Here is a 14,666-nt window from a genome sequence, read left to right as displayed (position 1 = left end):
GTAAAGCCAGCATCGCATCTGGTGGCATTGGTGCAACCATTAATATCAATACTGCTCGTCCGCTTGATAACCCTGGCCTAGTTGCCAATATTGGTGTTAAAGCACAGCACGATACAACTAACCGTGTCGGCGATGATGTTACTCCAGAAATTTCAGGGATCTTTAGCTGGACAGATGAAGATGCTAAATTTGGTGCTTCACTCACAGCAAGTATGCAACAGCGTGATAGTTCAGCAACCGGGGCATTTGTTGGCGAATGGCGCACCACAGAATATGATGGCACCATCCCTCAAGCAGCAGATGACATTGTATTAGAAAATGCTCCTGCGATGGGCCAGTATTATTCAATGCCATCAGACTTGCGCTACACCATTGCAGATCGTGAGCGAACTCGTACTAATGCTCAATTAACATTGCAATACAGCCCTATTGACTCGTTTACCGCAACACTTGATTATACTTACTCACAGCAAGAGTTATTTGAAGCCCGTGCAGAGCAATCAATTTGGATGGACAACTATAAAACCCATTTAACATTTGATGACAATGCTGTTAAAACACCTATTTATTACCGTGAAGAACGCCGCGACTTATCCACTCGCGACTTAGGCTTAGCATTACAAGAGCAAAATCAAGTAAACGAAAATAATTCAATCGGTTTAAACCTTCAATACTACTTTAGTGATCAACTGAACTTTACGTTTGATGCCCACAGCTCAAAAGCCACCAGCAAACCCGATGCGCCTTATGGTAGTTGGATAAATGCAGGCTTAGGTGCCAATGTCGTGGCCGCACAACAAGTTGACTTTAGCCGTGACTTACCCTCTATGGTAATAGATTTCGATGACTGTAGTCGCACAAATCTAAACTGCTCAGGAGCGCTTGATCAAGCTGATGTAGGTAGCTCAATTTTAGATGCAAACTTTGCAAGTCAAGAATCAACCGTTGATGAATTTCGACTACACGGTAGTTATCTCATAGACAACGGCAGTATCGACTTTGGTATTGAGTCACGCTCAATGGAAAGTCACTCTTTACAATCGCTAACACGTAATACAATGGGTAACTGGGGCATTGAAAACCCTGGTGAACTACCCGATGGCTATTTAGATCCAACTAATTTTTTAGCCGAATTTGATGATTACGATACCAGTGGTTCGTTTGATCAAGGCTTTACCGGTAGTGCTTCACAGATTGGTTACTGGGCGGCAGATCAATACGGGTTCAATTTTGCGGCTGATGGCGCCTTTGCAACAAATCGCACTATTGAAGAAGATATTCAAGCGGCATTTGTACAATATAATTACAGTAACGAAATCAATGGTATGGTATTTAACCTTGTGATTGGTGCGCGCTATGAAACAACCGATATTACCTCAACTGCTAATATTGATTTACCTGATGCAGTTGCATGGGAAGGTAACAACGACTTTAATGTGCGTTACGGCACCAATAAAGATGACTATTCCTTGAGCTCAAGCTATAACCATTTTTTACCTAGCTTAGATTTTAACATTAACGTTATTGAGGATGTGACTCTTCGCGCCTCTTACAGTACCACTATTGCCCGCCCTACTTACGACAATTTAAGTTCTGCGGCAACGGTAGGTGTACCTACCGGCCCTTCGATCATTCCAGGCACCACTAATGCACCAGCAGCAACTGGTAACCCTAGCCTTGTCCCACTTGAATCGAATAATTTTGATGTATCTGCTGAGTGGTACTTCACTGATCTAAGTTATGTGTCGATTGGTTACTTTAATAAAAAAGTAGATAATTTTATTGGTCTATCACCAATGACTCAAAACTACTACGGCTTACGCGATGCATCTGCGGGTCCAAGAGCACAAGCAGCCAAAGCAGAGCTTGAGGCACAAGGTCTTGCGTTTACTGATTCAAATTTATTCCAAATGGTCGCTGCAATGGAAAATGGTGTAGCATTTGACTCGATGAGCTATGAAGAATTTGAAGCCGCTTACGACGTTTTACCAAACAGTGATGACCCACTGATGGACTTTACGGCACAAGTACCAACCAACAGTAAAGATGCCAAAATTGATGGTTATGAATTTGCCGTACAACACTTCTTTGGCGACACGGGTTTTGGCTTACAAGCTAACTACACCATAGTAAATGGTGATATTGATTATAATGTAGCCGCTGATCCAACCGTCACACAATTTGCCCTTGTTGGCTTAAGCGACACAGCTAACTTTATAGCCATGTACGAAAACGATAAGTTTCAGGCGCGTATCGCCTATAACTGGCGTGATAAATTCTTAAACAGTGCTGCCCGTTACGTTAACGAACCGGGCTTTACAGAAGAGTATTACCAAATTGATTTTAATATTGCTTACAACTACAGTGAACAAATGTCGTTCTTTGTCGAAGGGCTTAACATTACTGAACAAAATATGCGCCAACATGGCCGGTATGAAGCACAGTTATGGAATTTAGAACAAAATGGTGCACGCTATAATATTGGTATGCGTTATAACTTCTAAGCAAGGGTTATTGACTCATTAACGCCATGAGTATTAAGCCGCTAGTTGTTAGCGGCTTTTTGCGTTGCAGGTTAATAGCAATTTTATTAAAACAACAGAGCACACAATGAATAATAAAATACAACACATTGTGGTATTAGGTGGTGGCGCAGCAGGTTGGCTAAGTGCAGGGCTATTAGCCGCTGAACACCCTAAACAAAAGGTTACCTTAATAGAGTCTGCAAACATTGCTATTTCAGGTGTAGGCGAAGGCACTTGGCCGTCTATGCGCAATACGCTCAAGCGAATTGGTATCGAAGAAATAGATTTTATACGTCACTGCGATGCTTCATTTAAGCAAGGTTCAAAATTCATAAACTGGCGTAACATAAATATAGGCGAAAACTACTATCATCCGTTTATGACTCCCGAAGGCTATTTAGAAACCGATTTACACGCTTACTGGCAACATCATGCAAGCACTCAAAAATATGCCGACGCCGTTAATATGCAAAGCTTTGTTTGCCAAGCAGCACTTGCACCTAAGCAGTTACACACACCAGAATACGCGGCGGTCACTAATTACGGCTATCATCTTGATGCCGGTAAGTTTGCCACATTTTTAAAACACCACTGCGTAGAAAAACTCAATGTGCATCATATTATTGATGACGTCATCGAAGTAAAAAATAGTCATGACGATTATATTCATTCACTCACCACCATAAAGCACGGTGACATAGACGGCGACTTATTCATTGATTGTACCGGTGCTCGGGCGCGTTTGATTGGTGAGCACTATGGCGCAACGCTTATCACACAAGATCATATTCTTTTTAATAATAGCGCTATCGCTGCACATCTCCCTTATAACGATAATCAACAAGAGATCGCCTCAGCCACTTTATCAACGGCGCAGCCACATGGTTGGATCTGGGATATTGGTCTACCGAGTCGTCGTGGTATCGGTTATACCTATAGCGATAAATACTGCGATGAACAAACCGCTGTGAACACCTTAAAGAGCTATGCTGCGCTATCTGTTGGTGAACAAGTCGCCGAGCAAATACAAACTCGCAAGCTGAGTTTTCTTCCTGGTTACCGCACACAGTTTTGGGTAAAAAACTGTGTTGCTGTTGGTATGTCGCAAGGTTTTATAGAGCCACTTGAAGCATCAGCACTGGCGATGGTGGAGCTTTCAATCAGCATGTTAAGCGAACAAATGCCGCAAAACCGTACTCATATGGACTTGCTGGCTAAACGATTTAATCAGCGCTTTAGTTATCGCTGGCAGCGAGTAATCGACTTTTTAAAGTTACATTACATATTAAGTGAACGTGATGATAGTCAATACTGGCGTGATATAAAAAAACCATCGAGCATTCCTACTCGTTTGAATGAATTGCTGGCACTTTGGCAATATCAACCACCAAGCAGGTTTGATTTAATTGAAAACGAAGAGGTATTCCCCTCTGCCAGCTATCAATATGTATTGTATGGAATGGGCTTTCACACGCAAAATACAACAGCAGAAAATACCTTTAATAACTCTAAAGCTGGGCAGTATTTTTATCAGCAAAACCGTGAAAAAATTGCCAAATACTTACAAGGGTTACCAACAAATCGCGCATTATTAAATCAACTTTTAAACAATAAGGCTTAACCTGACAATGACACACAACAAACCTATAAAAAATGTGGTGATCGCTGGCGGTGGTACAGCTGGTTGGATGGCTGCGGCTGCATTCAGTAAACTCGTTGGTAAAAATATCAATGTCACCCTTATCGAATCCGACGACATTGCTACGGTTGGTGTTGGTGAAGCTACTATTCCACCGATCCGCACTTTTCATAAATTACTTGGCATAAATGAGCAAGCATTTATGAAAGCTACCCAAGCAAGCTTTAAATTAGGGATCAGTTTTGAAAACTGGGGCGAAAAAAACACCGATTATATTCACTCATTTGGCATGACGGGCAAAGAATGCTGGGCAGGTGAATTTCATCATTTTTGGCTACACAGCTTAACATTAGGACTTGAATCCGAGTTTGGTGATTACTGTTATGAACTGCAAGCAGCTAAACAAGGTAAGTGTGCTTTTAATCAGCAAAATCCAATTAATTATGCATTTCATATGGATGCGAGTCGTTATGCATTATTCCTACGTGAATTTTCAGAACAACTAGGGGTTAAACGTCTAGAGGGAAAAATAATCCACGTTAATAAATGCGCCACTTCGGGCTTCATAAACAGCCTAACTCTTGCAGATGAAAGTATCATAAATGGTGATTTTTTTATTGATTGTACCGGCTTTAATGGACTACTTATTGAACAGGCTTTGCATACCGGCTATGAAGATTGGTCACACTTACTGCCGTGCGATAGCGCAATTGCAGTACAAACTAGAGCCATTAGCGATGATATAGTGCCTTATACCCGCTCAATAGCACATGATGTAGGCTGGCAGTGGCAAATTCCTCTGCAACAGCGCGTAGGTAATGGTCTAGTGTATTGTAGCCGTTATTTAAACGATACTGATGCAAAGCAGCTTTTACTCAGTAATATTCAAGGTGAAACTCTCACTGAACCCAGAGTAATTAAATTTAAAACTGGCCGCCGCCGCAAAGGCTGGAACAAAAACTGCCTTGCTCTGGGGCTTGCCAGTGGCTTTGTTGAACCTCTTGAATCTACCAGTATTCATTTAATTATGTCGGGCATTATTCGCTTTATCCGGCTATTTCCATTTGATGGTATTACCGAACAAGCAATCCACGAATACAACAAACAGCTAAAAAGTGAGATTGAAAATATTCGTGATTTTATTGTCTTGCATTATAAAGTCACTGATCGCACTGATAGCGAATTTTGGCGTCATTGTAAAAATATGGAAGTGCCTGATACCCTTGTTCATAAAATTAGTTTATTCAAAGAAACTGGGCGGGTATTTTTAGATGACGGCGATATTTTTAGAGTCGACTCATGGGTGCAAGTAATGTTGGGTCAAGGTATCAAACCCAAACAATACCATTTAATTGCAAGCCTGATGAGTGATGATGAGTTAAGCCACTTTCTGATCAGTATCAAACAGCAAATTACTCAACGCGTGGCACAATTGCCAACACATAAAGCGTTCTTACAACAATATTGTTCTGCGGAGTAATCTGAGTGAGCATAAAAAGCCCTTTAATCACTTAAAGGGCTTTGCACAACAAAACAAAATCAAAGAGTAAGTTAACTATCTGGGCAGATAATTGTTGCCTTTTTTGCTCCTTCTGGCACAAAGTTGATATTCGCCACAGAAACCGAACCGTTACCCGTGATCTGTAATGAAAATGGGCTAATCACTCTTGAAAAATCAACGCCTTGCTCAGTAAAGCAGGTTAAGTCTATGCTGAGTGTTTGCCATCTATTTAATGTAGCCTTTTTGAGTTCTGCGCTGATATCAACACGTCCACCACAACCATGCTCGCAACTCATAGCAACAAATAATGGGGCAGCAAATTCGCTATTTATCTTGTAATCAAAACTCAGCGCTGAGTTTGCTTCGATATAAGCCACTTTATCTTCAGTGAAGTTACTATTGATTTCGGCTGTAGTAAGGCCTATACCTGCAAATACAAATGCCATTGCATCTTCTTGAATATCTTTATCTTCAGTACGATAACTAATACCTGCTAATTCAACGCTATTGCTAGCTACTTGAACTTGCTGCTGGGCTGACTTTAAAAACAATCGCCATGGATCAGTAAGCACGCCATTAAAAATAACCATATTAGGCAAACTAGCTATATCAACACCTGAGTCTTCATTTAAATTATCTGCCAGGGTATTTTTATCTGTATAGGTTAAACCAAAGCCATAAGGAAATAGTGGCGAATAGTCTACATCATCTTTATTTACTGCGGTTTGCAGTGGTGATTTTGGCCATGAAAACGACAATTTACCAGTAAAGTCATGCTGAATATCACCTCCTGCGTCAGTTAATAAGACATCGGCCACACCTTGTCCTTCTGTACCCGGTAGCCATGCGGCGACAAACGCATCAGAGGCATTTAACTCAGCGTTAACCCACATTGGTCGACCTGAAATAAATACCGATACGACCAGCACGCCTTTTGATTTAAGCTGTTTTAATAACGCTAACGACTTTTTATTATTACGCTCAAACTCAAGATTATCCCTGTCACCGTGGCCTTCTGCATAAGGTTCTTCTCCAAACACCACAATCGCCACATCAGGTTTTTGTGTAAAGTGTCCATCAGGACTTAAAATGGCCTCTCCACCTGCGGCCGTGATCTGCGCTTTTAAACCCGCAAAGATTGACGTAGCACCAGGGAAATCGGTATTTTCGTTATTGGTGCCTTGCCAAGTAATACTCCAGCCCCCCGCTTGCTTAGCAATATTATCTGCGCCATCTCCGGCAATTAATACTCGTGAATTAGCCGCTATCGGCAAAGTATTGTTGTTGTTTTTTAATAACACCAGTGATCCACGCACAGCTTGTCGCGCAATATCGCGGTGCGCTTGCGCGCCAATTAACTGCGTTTTACCTGAGAACTGACGTTTTGCAGGGCTCGGTTTATCAAATAAACCCGCTCTTAGTTTGACTCTTAAAATACGCGCAACAGCATCGTCAATTCGGCTCATGGCAATTTCACCGGCTTTTACTTGCGCTATCGTATTTTCATAAAGTGGTTTCCACGCCCCCGTAGGAACCATAAAAATATCAAGCCCCGCGTTTACAGCCTGTGGGCAGCTTTCGTTACTACAACCTACAACTTGTCCGTGGCCATTCCAATCACCAACAACAAAGCCATCAAAGCCCATTTTCGTTTTCAGTACATCGGTAAGCAGGTATTTATTGCCATGATTTTTCTTACCATGCCAGCTATTAAACGACGCCATAACAGATTGACTACCAGCCGACAAACCACCAATGTAGCCTTGAGCATGAGTATCAAACAAGGCTTGCTCTGAATCGATATTGTTACCTTGATCGTCACCATCGACGGTACCGCCATCACCTAAAAAGTGTTTAACTGTGCTAATCACCCGCTTATGACTTAAAAAATCACCATCTGCATGGCCTTGCAAGCCGTTAACAATGGCAACTGAGTACCGGCGGACAATCTCTGGATCTTCAGAATACCCTTCATAAGTTCGACCCCAGCGGTCATCACGTACAACAGCAACAGTCGGCGCAAATACCCAATCAATACCAGTAACCATCACTTCGATTGCCGTCGCAGCGGCTATTTTTTCTATTAAAGCGGGATTATTTGCTGCGCCTAAGCCAATGTTATGTGGAAATAACGTTGCACCAATCACGTTATTATGACCATGTACAGCATCGGTGCCCCACATGGTAGGAATATCGATGCCATCAAGAGAATCGTCAACCGATGCGTGATACATCTGTTCAGCAAGTGCAATCCAATCTTGTGGTGTGGCATGTTTATTCGCGTTCGGAAATGAGCCTCCGCCATTTAAATACGAGCCAAAACCATATTTACGCATATCATCAGTCGTTATATCGCGGATCTCAGGTTGAATCATCTGCGCAACTTTTTGCTCTAATGTCATCGTCTGCAAGTACTGAGCAATCTTAGACTCAATTTGCGGAGCAGCTCGAACCACATTATTCAGCTTTGGCCAAATAGCTAGCAATTGTTGCTGCTGCGTTTGTTCAACAGCTCTATTATTTTGAGACGTATCTTTATTTTCGCTTGCTGAACAACCAGCCAGAGTAACTAATCCAGCTAACAAACTTAGTGTAGGTAACTTAGCTGTGTGTAAGTGTGTTTTCATTTTTATATACCTATCTATTATCAACTCATTGCTGCTTAAAAGACTCTAAGTACCTGCTGTATTACAAAAGCGAGACCAAGCGGTTTATTCATCTAAGCAACGGTAGAACTATTTTTTGTCATCATTGAAATTAAAATTTAACTGTTGACCTGTTAAGAAATAGTCACTAACCTAAATATGGAAGCGCTTCCTTAAAGTCATTAAATACCATCTATTGGCATTAATCAAATTAAATATGGAAGCGCTTTCAGATATGTTAGCTTTAAAAGCTAAAAATAACAGCATCACGGACTATAAAAAGAAAGCAGAGGTTTTCTATTAATGAAACAATTATCTTTACCTAAACACTCGCCGCTACTGAGCAAAGACTTCACTTTTGGCGTAGCAACTGCTTCATTTCAAATTGAAGGTGGTGCAGCAGATCGTCTGCCATGTATTTGGGACACCTTTTGTGCTCAAGACGATAAAATTGCCGATAACTCAAATGGTCTAATCGCCTGTGAACACTACACTCGTTGGCCTCAAGATATTGAGTTAATAGATTCTCTGGGCGTTGATGCCTATCGTTTATCAATTTCTTGGCCACGCGTAATGCATCAAGATGGTAGTTTAAATCCATTAGGTGTGAAATTTTATACTGATCTTCTAGATGAACTTAAACGCCGCAACATCAAGGTATTTGTCACTTTATATCACTGGGATCTACCGCAGTATTTAGAAGATCAAGGCGGCTGGTTAAATCGTAATACCGCCTATGAATTTGCTCACTACACAGATCTTATTAGCAAAGCGTTTGGTGATCGTGTTTATTCATATTCAACCTTAAATGAACCTTTTTGCAGCTCTTATTTAGGGTATGAAATTGGTGTGCATGCCCCAGGTATTGTCGGTCGGGAATTTGGCCGAAAAGCTGCCCATCACTTATTACTAGGTCATGGTTTAGCGATGCAAATGCTGGCTAAAAATAGCCCACAGACACTTAATGGTATCGTACTCAACTTTACTCCCTGTTACCCGGTAACACAAAGTGACGCAGATCTTAAAGCCACAGCCTTTGCTGATGATTATATTAACCATTGGTATATGCGCCCTGTAATGACTGGCAAATACCCAGATATTATTGAGCAACTTCCAGCAGAGCAGCGTCCAGATATTCACCCCGGTGATATGGAAATTATTGCGCAGCCATTAGATTACCTTGGCGTTAATTTTTATACGCGTTTACATTACCAAGCAAGCGCTGATGATTTTTATGACGAGCGCCCACATCAAGGCCTATTAACTGATATTGGTTGGGAAATTTACCCGCAAGCACTTACTGAATTATTAGTATCGTTAAATGAGAAATATACCCTACCACCGATTTATATTACTGAAAATGGCGCAGCAATGGCCGACAAGATGATAGATGGTAAAGTTAACGATTCAGATCGCATAGCTTACTATCAGCAACACTTAAACGCATTGCATAACGCAACTGAACAAGGTGTGGTGATCCATGGCTACTTTGCATGGAGCCTAATGGATAACTTTGAATGGGCTGAAGGCTATTCAAAGCGATTTGGTATCGTTTATGTTGATTATCAAACTCAACAACGTACTGTAAAAGCCAGTGGCCTTGCGTATAGTAGTTTAATTACTAGCCGGTAAACTTAGCTAGTGCTCCTTTAAAAACAACAATAAGAAACACACAGTGAACAAAATTCCTTTATACGAAAAAATCGGTTATGCGATGGGTGATGCCGGAGCCAACTTGGTTTGGCGAGGTGCACTTGCCTACCTAGCAGTATTTTACACTGACACATTTGGCATATCGGCTGCGGCCGCAGCTATGTTATTTTTGGTGGTTAGGTTATCCGATGGTGTAACCGATATCATTATGGGAATGATTGCAGACAGAACCACCACTCGGTTTGGTAAATTTAGACCGTGGATTTTATGGTCTGCTCCTTTTTTAGGACTGTTCATGGTGTTGTGTTTCACCACACCTGATTTCAATGACACCAACAAGTTAATTTACGCCTACATTACCTACATAGGCTTAACGTTAGCTTATACGGTGAGTAACGTGCCTTACTCTGCATTAATGGGAGTAATGAGTCCAGACGATACCGAGCGCACGAAACTATCGAGTTTTCGCTTTGCCGGAGCCTTTGCAGGCGGTTTATTAGTGATGGGCTTTTTACCTGAACTGGTTGCTTATTTTGGCGATGGCGATAACGCCAAAGGTTATCAGTTAACCATGTACTTATTTGCAGCATTACTAATTGTTTTGATGGTGATCACTTTTGTTAGCACCAAAGAGCGGGTAATCCCCCACAAAACAACCAGTGGTAATTTAAAATCAGAGCTCAAAGATTTAACTAAAAACTTACCCTTTATTATTCTGCCATTATTGGCAACTACCTTGTTCTTTTATTATCGCGAAATCTACAGTGGGCTATTTTTTGCATTTATCATGACTATGATGACTGTTGTGATAAAAAAATTACTCAACAAAGATCATCAAAATCTCACCGGAACTCAACGTGATATGGTTGATTTGCTCACCAACAAGCCTTGGTTAATTTTATTAGGCATGGGCTTTTTGACCATGATGTTCAACGGTATAAAGTATGGTGTAATTGCTTATTACTTTAAATATCAGGTTGGCAGCGAACTGATGGCAGGCCAATACTTCGTTGCGTTATTAGTGGTGTCTATCCTCGGCGCTCTTGCCACTGGTAAACTTGCCGAACTAATAGGCAAACGTAATTTATTTATCATCTCTTTAATATTAAGTGGCTTATTAACCACAGCATTTTATTGGGTGCCTGCTGACAACATTGTTGCCATATTTACTTTTGGGTGTGCAGCTGAATTTTTTGCTGCCATGATGCCTACCCTGTTTTTTAGCATGTTAGGGGATGCTGCCGATTATTCTGAGTGGAAAAATAAACGCCGCGCCACGGGCTTAATTTATTCCGCAGGGACGTTTGTGCAAAAAACTGGCGGCGGTTTCGCTGGGGCATTAGTATTAGTGGTATTGGCAGGCTATGGCTATAACGGCATGAACGAAGCAACCATTACGCAATCATTACCTGGCATGCAACTATTAATGAGTTGGATCCCCGCAGCATTTGCTTTTTTAGGTGCCGCCTTGATGCTTATCTATCCGTTGACACCCGCAATGACGCAGAAAATCACGGAAGACTTGGCTTTTAGACGCAGTAATGTGTAAATTATATTTCATTATCAATACGTTTTTATAAAGTGCGAATAGTAACGCTAGGAAATTAATGGCTACAATTTATCAAGTATCAGAACTTGCAGGTGTCTCTCTCTCTACGGTATCAAGGGTTCTGAACGACAATGATTATGTAAGTAAAAAAACCAAGAAAAAAGTGCTCGAAGCAATGCAGCAACTTGGCTATCAACCCAGTTCTATTGCCCGTTCTTTAGCATCGAGTCGTACCAGTAGTGTTGGTGTTTTAGTCTCTGAACTAGACGGCCCGTTCTTTGGCCAAATGATGTCGGCGATAGAGCAGCAACTTCGTGCCGCAGGTAAGCATGTTATTATTACCGCAGGGCACAGTGACGAAGACAAAGAGAAAAATGGCTTTGAATTTTTAATCAGTCGTAACTGTGATGCCATAATTGCCCATGTGGAAATAGTATCCGACGAATATCTAATTGAACTTAGTAAGGGAAAAATCCCCATTTATTTAATGAGCCGTTATGTTGAGGAAATTAAAGACAACTGTATTAGTCTTGATAACGTTCTGGGCGGTTATCTTGCCACTAAAACGATGATCAATAAAGGTCACAAAAATATTGCTTATATTGCGGGTCCACAATTTAAAGTTGATGCGTCAGACCGACTCGTAGGACATAAAAAAGCGCTTGCTGAATACAATATTGCCTTTGATGAAAGCCTTTTTTACATTGGCGACTTTAAAGAAACCGGCGGCAATGATGGCTTAAAACATTTTATTGAAAATAAAGCGCAATTTAGCGCAATTGTCTGTGCCAATGATGAAATGGCCTCAGGTGCGATGAAGTTCGCCAGAGAACACGGTTTTAATTTACCGAAAGATCTCGCCATTATGGGCTACGATAACGTGATTTTCACCAATTACCTTTACCCGACTCTAACAACCATAGATAACCCAGTCCCAGAGATGGGCAGAATGGCGGCTAACCTTGTACTTAAAGACATTTACAAACACTCTGGCATTACAATTAATCGTGTATTCCAGCCGACTCTCGTTTTAAGAGACTCCACGCCAGATATTAATTAATGCGGTAAAATCATTCGTTCACTAGGTTGAATTTTCAACTAACGAATTTGCTGATCAGCTAAACTTAGATTCAGCCCATGCAATTCATTACGTACCCATCGACCATCTAAGTATTGTTCAAGGTGGTCTTGGGCAAATGTTAAAAAACTACGCGCAGCATGAGCAATATGCCGATCAGTGCGGATCACAAAGTACCAATGACTTGCTAAGCTTGCATCACTTACAGTTAATACTTTGAAGCCATGATCTCCAATTGGCAACACATGGCGAGACAGCACACCAATTCCCATTCCTGATGATACTGCAACGCGAATAGCCTCATTACTTGCCATTTGCACGCTGTTACTCAGTACTAAACCGCGTCTTTGCAGTTCGCTCTCAAACAACATCCGGGTTGCAGAGCCAGGCTCCCTTAATAAAAAGCGGTATTTCACTAGCTCAGAAAGTGTAACGTGTTGTTGATTCGCTAATGGATGATCAGTAGGCACAATAAACTCAAGCGGGTTTTTTAAAAAGCGCGCCGCCTTTGCATGTTCAAGTGACGGTGGATGGCTAAATACATAAATATCATCTTCACCGCGTTCAAAGCGCGCTAACACCTCTGCTCTATTGCCAATCTCAAGAGGCAACTCAACATGAGGATGCAAATTACTATAAGGCCCGAGTAATTTTGGCAAAATATATTGTGCGGTATTCACCATGGCGATTTTACATCGCCCGCGCTCACCCCCTTTGAGTTCAGCTAAAAAATCGTTGTAATCATCAAAGTGGCCAAACACTCGTTGGCAAGTCCTAAATAACTCATGCCCGGCTTCTGTGACATGCAGTTTTTGTTGCTGCATAATCACCAGCGGCTCATCTACAGCCTCTTGTAAACGTTTAATTTGCAGCGACACCGTTGGCTGAGTTAAGTGTAAACGCCGTGCGGTTTCACTGATCGAGCCGGTTTTTACTACACTCATAAACACTTCAAGCAGCCGAAAAGAAATATGTCTTAAATCCATCGCTATCACATCCCCTCTGGTATTAATCAACCCATAGATAATAACCTATAACTAACTACCAATCATTTTATTATTTACAATGCATGATTTTATCTACAATAGCGCAACTTTAAATTAATAGGAGAAAGGTGTGCCAGATATTGTTGTAATGTTTTTTGTTTTGGGTTTAGTTGCGGGGATTTTACGTTCTGATCTCGTTATTCCAAAAGCAACTTACGAGACCTTAAGTTTGCTGCTGATGCTGACCATAGGCTTAAAAGGCGGCATGGTATTACACGGCAATCTTAGTTGGCAATTATTGCCAGAAATGGGCTCGGTGATGCTGCTTGGCGCATTTATACCTTTAATGCTCTACCCTATTTTAAAATATGTGATAAAACTTTCGGTAGCGAACAGCGCAAGTATCGCCGCCCATTATGGCTCCGTAAGCGCGGGGACATTTGCTGTCGCCCTCGCTTATGCTGAATCGGCGCAGCTAGCAGTAGGTGCTGAAGTAACCCTGTATTTAGTGATGCTAGAGCTTCCCGCGATTATCGTCGGGCTGTTACTTTATCGACGACTTGATAAACAACATAGTGCCGATAATACCTTATCGCTTAAAGCACTCTGGCATGAAACCTTAACCAATAAGAGCGTTATTCTCCTCGTAGGCGGTGTTGTTATTGGTATGATGTATGGCACACAGCAAGGCAGCCAAGTAACTGGATTATTAACCAATAGTTTTAAAGTCGTGCTTGCATTATTTTTACTCGAAATGGGTTTAACGGCAGCGCAAACATTACGCCCTATACCTTGGCATCACTGGAAACTGACACTATTTGCTATAATCAGTCCATTAATATTAGGCGCGATTGGGGTCAGTGTCGGCACTTTATTAGCGCTTGAGTTAGGCTCAATCGTTATCTTGGGGAGTTTAGTGGCCAGTGCATCTTATATTGCAGCACCTGCCGCTATAAAAGCCGCAATCCCCAAAGCCGATATAGGTCTGGCTATGCTCAGTTCACTAGGCATCACTTTCCCATTTAACGTACTTATCGGTATCGGTTTGTATCATCAACTTGCTGTTGCGATGCAATAAATTAAACAATAG

At 41.5% G+C, this 14,666-nt stretch carries 9 protein-coding genes; 7 read left to right on the top strand and 2 right to left on the bottom strand.

Annotated elements, in window-relative coordinates:
• The 3 genes from H5232_RS16145 to H5232_RS16135 form a co-directional block, all read left to right on the top strand.
• On the top strand, positions 1-2,504 hold a 2,504-nt coding region (locus H5232_RS16145), incomplete at its 5' end, for a TonB-dependent receptor (RefSeq protein ID WP_182831190.1).
• 106 nt (positions 2,505-2,610) lie between these two features.
• Entirely contained in the window at positions 2,611-4,146 is a 1,536-nt protein-coding gene (locus H5232_RS16140; protein ID WP_182718897.1) for a tryptophan halogenase family protein, read from the top strand.
• A gap of 7 nt (positions 4,147-4,153) precedes the next feature.
• Positions 4,154-5,644, top strand: a complete 1,491-nt coding sequence (locus H5232_RS16135) for a tryptophan halogenase family protein (RefSeq protein ID WP_182831189.1) — start codon at positions 4,154-4,156, stop codon at positions 5,642-5,644.
• Between the two features lie 71 nt (positions 5,645-5,715).
• On the opposite strand, the gene H5232_RS16130 is transcribed toward H5232_RS16135, so the two are convergent.
• Complete coding sequence (locus tag H5232_RS16130; RefSeq protein WP_182831188.1) at positions 5,716-8,292, bottom strand: exo 1,3/1,4-beta-D-glucan glucohydrolase; 2,577 nt, start codon at positions 8,290-8,292, stop codon at positions 5,716-5,718.
• Positions 8,293-8,613: 321 nt separating this feature from the next.
• Between H5232_RS16130 and H5232_RS16125 the strand changes: the two genes are divergently transcribed.
• From H5232_RS16125 to H5232_RS16115, 3 genes are read left to right on the top strand one after another with little or no spacing between them, the layout of a single operon-like run.
• Positions 8,614-9,942, top strand: a complete 1,329-nt coding sequence (locus H5232_RS16125) for a GH1 family beta-glucosidase (protein WP_182734311.1) — start codon at positions 8,614-8,616, stop codon at positions 9,940-9,942.
• A 43-nt stretch (positions 9,943-9,985) separates the two neighbouring features.
• Entirely contained in the window at positions 9,986-11,512 is a 1,527-nt protein-coding gene (locus H5232_RS16120; RefSeq protein ID WP_182718893.1) for an MFS transporter, read from the top strand.
• Positions 11,513-11,570: 58 nt separating this feature from the next.
• The gene (locus tag H5232_RS16115; protein WP_182831187.1) at positions 11,571-12,572 is read left to right on the top strand and encodes a LacI family DNA-binding transcriptional regulator; all 1,002 of its coding nucleotides are present in this window, start codon (positions 11,571-11,573) and stop codon (positions 12,570-12,572) included.
• A 38-nt stretch (positions 12,573-12,610) separates the two neighbouring features.
• On the opposite strand, the gene H5232_RS16110 is transcribed toward H5232_RS16115, so the two are convergent.
• On the bottom strand, positions 12,611-13,576 hold the full coding sequence (locus H5232_RS16110) for a LysR family transcriptional regulator (protein ID WP_182831186.1): 966 nt from the start codon (positions 13,574-13,576) through the stop codon (positions 12,611-12,613).
• Between the two features lie 130 nt (positions 13,577-13,706).
• Between H5232_RS16110 and H5232_RS16105 the strand changes: the two genes are divergently transcribed.
• The gene (locus H5232_RS16105; protein WP_145233051.1) at positions 13,707-14,654 is read left to right on the top strand and encodes a sodium-dependent bicarbonate transport family permease; all 948 of its coding nucleotides are present in this window, start codon (positions 13,707-13,709) and stop codon (positions 14,652-14,654) included.
• The last annotated feature ends 12 nt before the right edge of the window (positions 14,655-14,666 follow it).

Origin of the sequence: Pseudoalteromonas sp. SG41-5 (assembly GCF_014164495.1) — a bacterium.
GTDB lineage: Bacteria > Pseudomonadota > Gammaproteobacteria > Enterobacterales > Alteromonadaceae > Pseudoalteromonas > Pseudoalteromonas rhizosphaerae.
This window is presented reverse-complemented; position numbering and strand designations above follow the sequence as displayed.

What these genes read in the sequence shown, in the direction of transcription:
- H5232_RS16130 (WP_182831188.1), bottom strand. Translation starts at nt 8,292, where the DNA reads ATGAAAACACACTTACACACAGCTAAGTTACCTACACTAAGTTTGTTA.
- H5232_RS16125 (WP_182734311.1), top strand. Translation starts at nt 8,614, where the DNA reads ATGAAACAATTATCTTTACCTAAACACTCGCCGCTACTGAGCAAAGAC.
- H5232_RS16115 (WP_182831187.1), top strand. Translation starts at nt 11,571, where the DNA reads ATGGCTACAATTTATCAAGTATCAGAACTTGCAGGTGTCTCTCTCTCT.
- H5232_RS16110 (WP_182831186.1), bottom strand. Translation starts at nt 13,576, where the DNA reads ATGGATTTAAGACATATTTCTTTTCGGCTGCTTGAAGTGTTTATGAGT.
- H5232_RS16135 (WP_182831189.1), top strand. Translation starts at nt 4,154, where the DNA reads ATGACACACAACAAACCTATAAAAAATGTGGTGATCGCTGGCGGTGGT.
- H5232_RS16140 (WP_182718897.1), top strand. Translation starts at nt 2,611, where the DNA reads ATGAATAATAAAATACAACACATTGTGGTATTAGGTGGTGGCGCAGCA.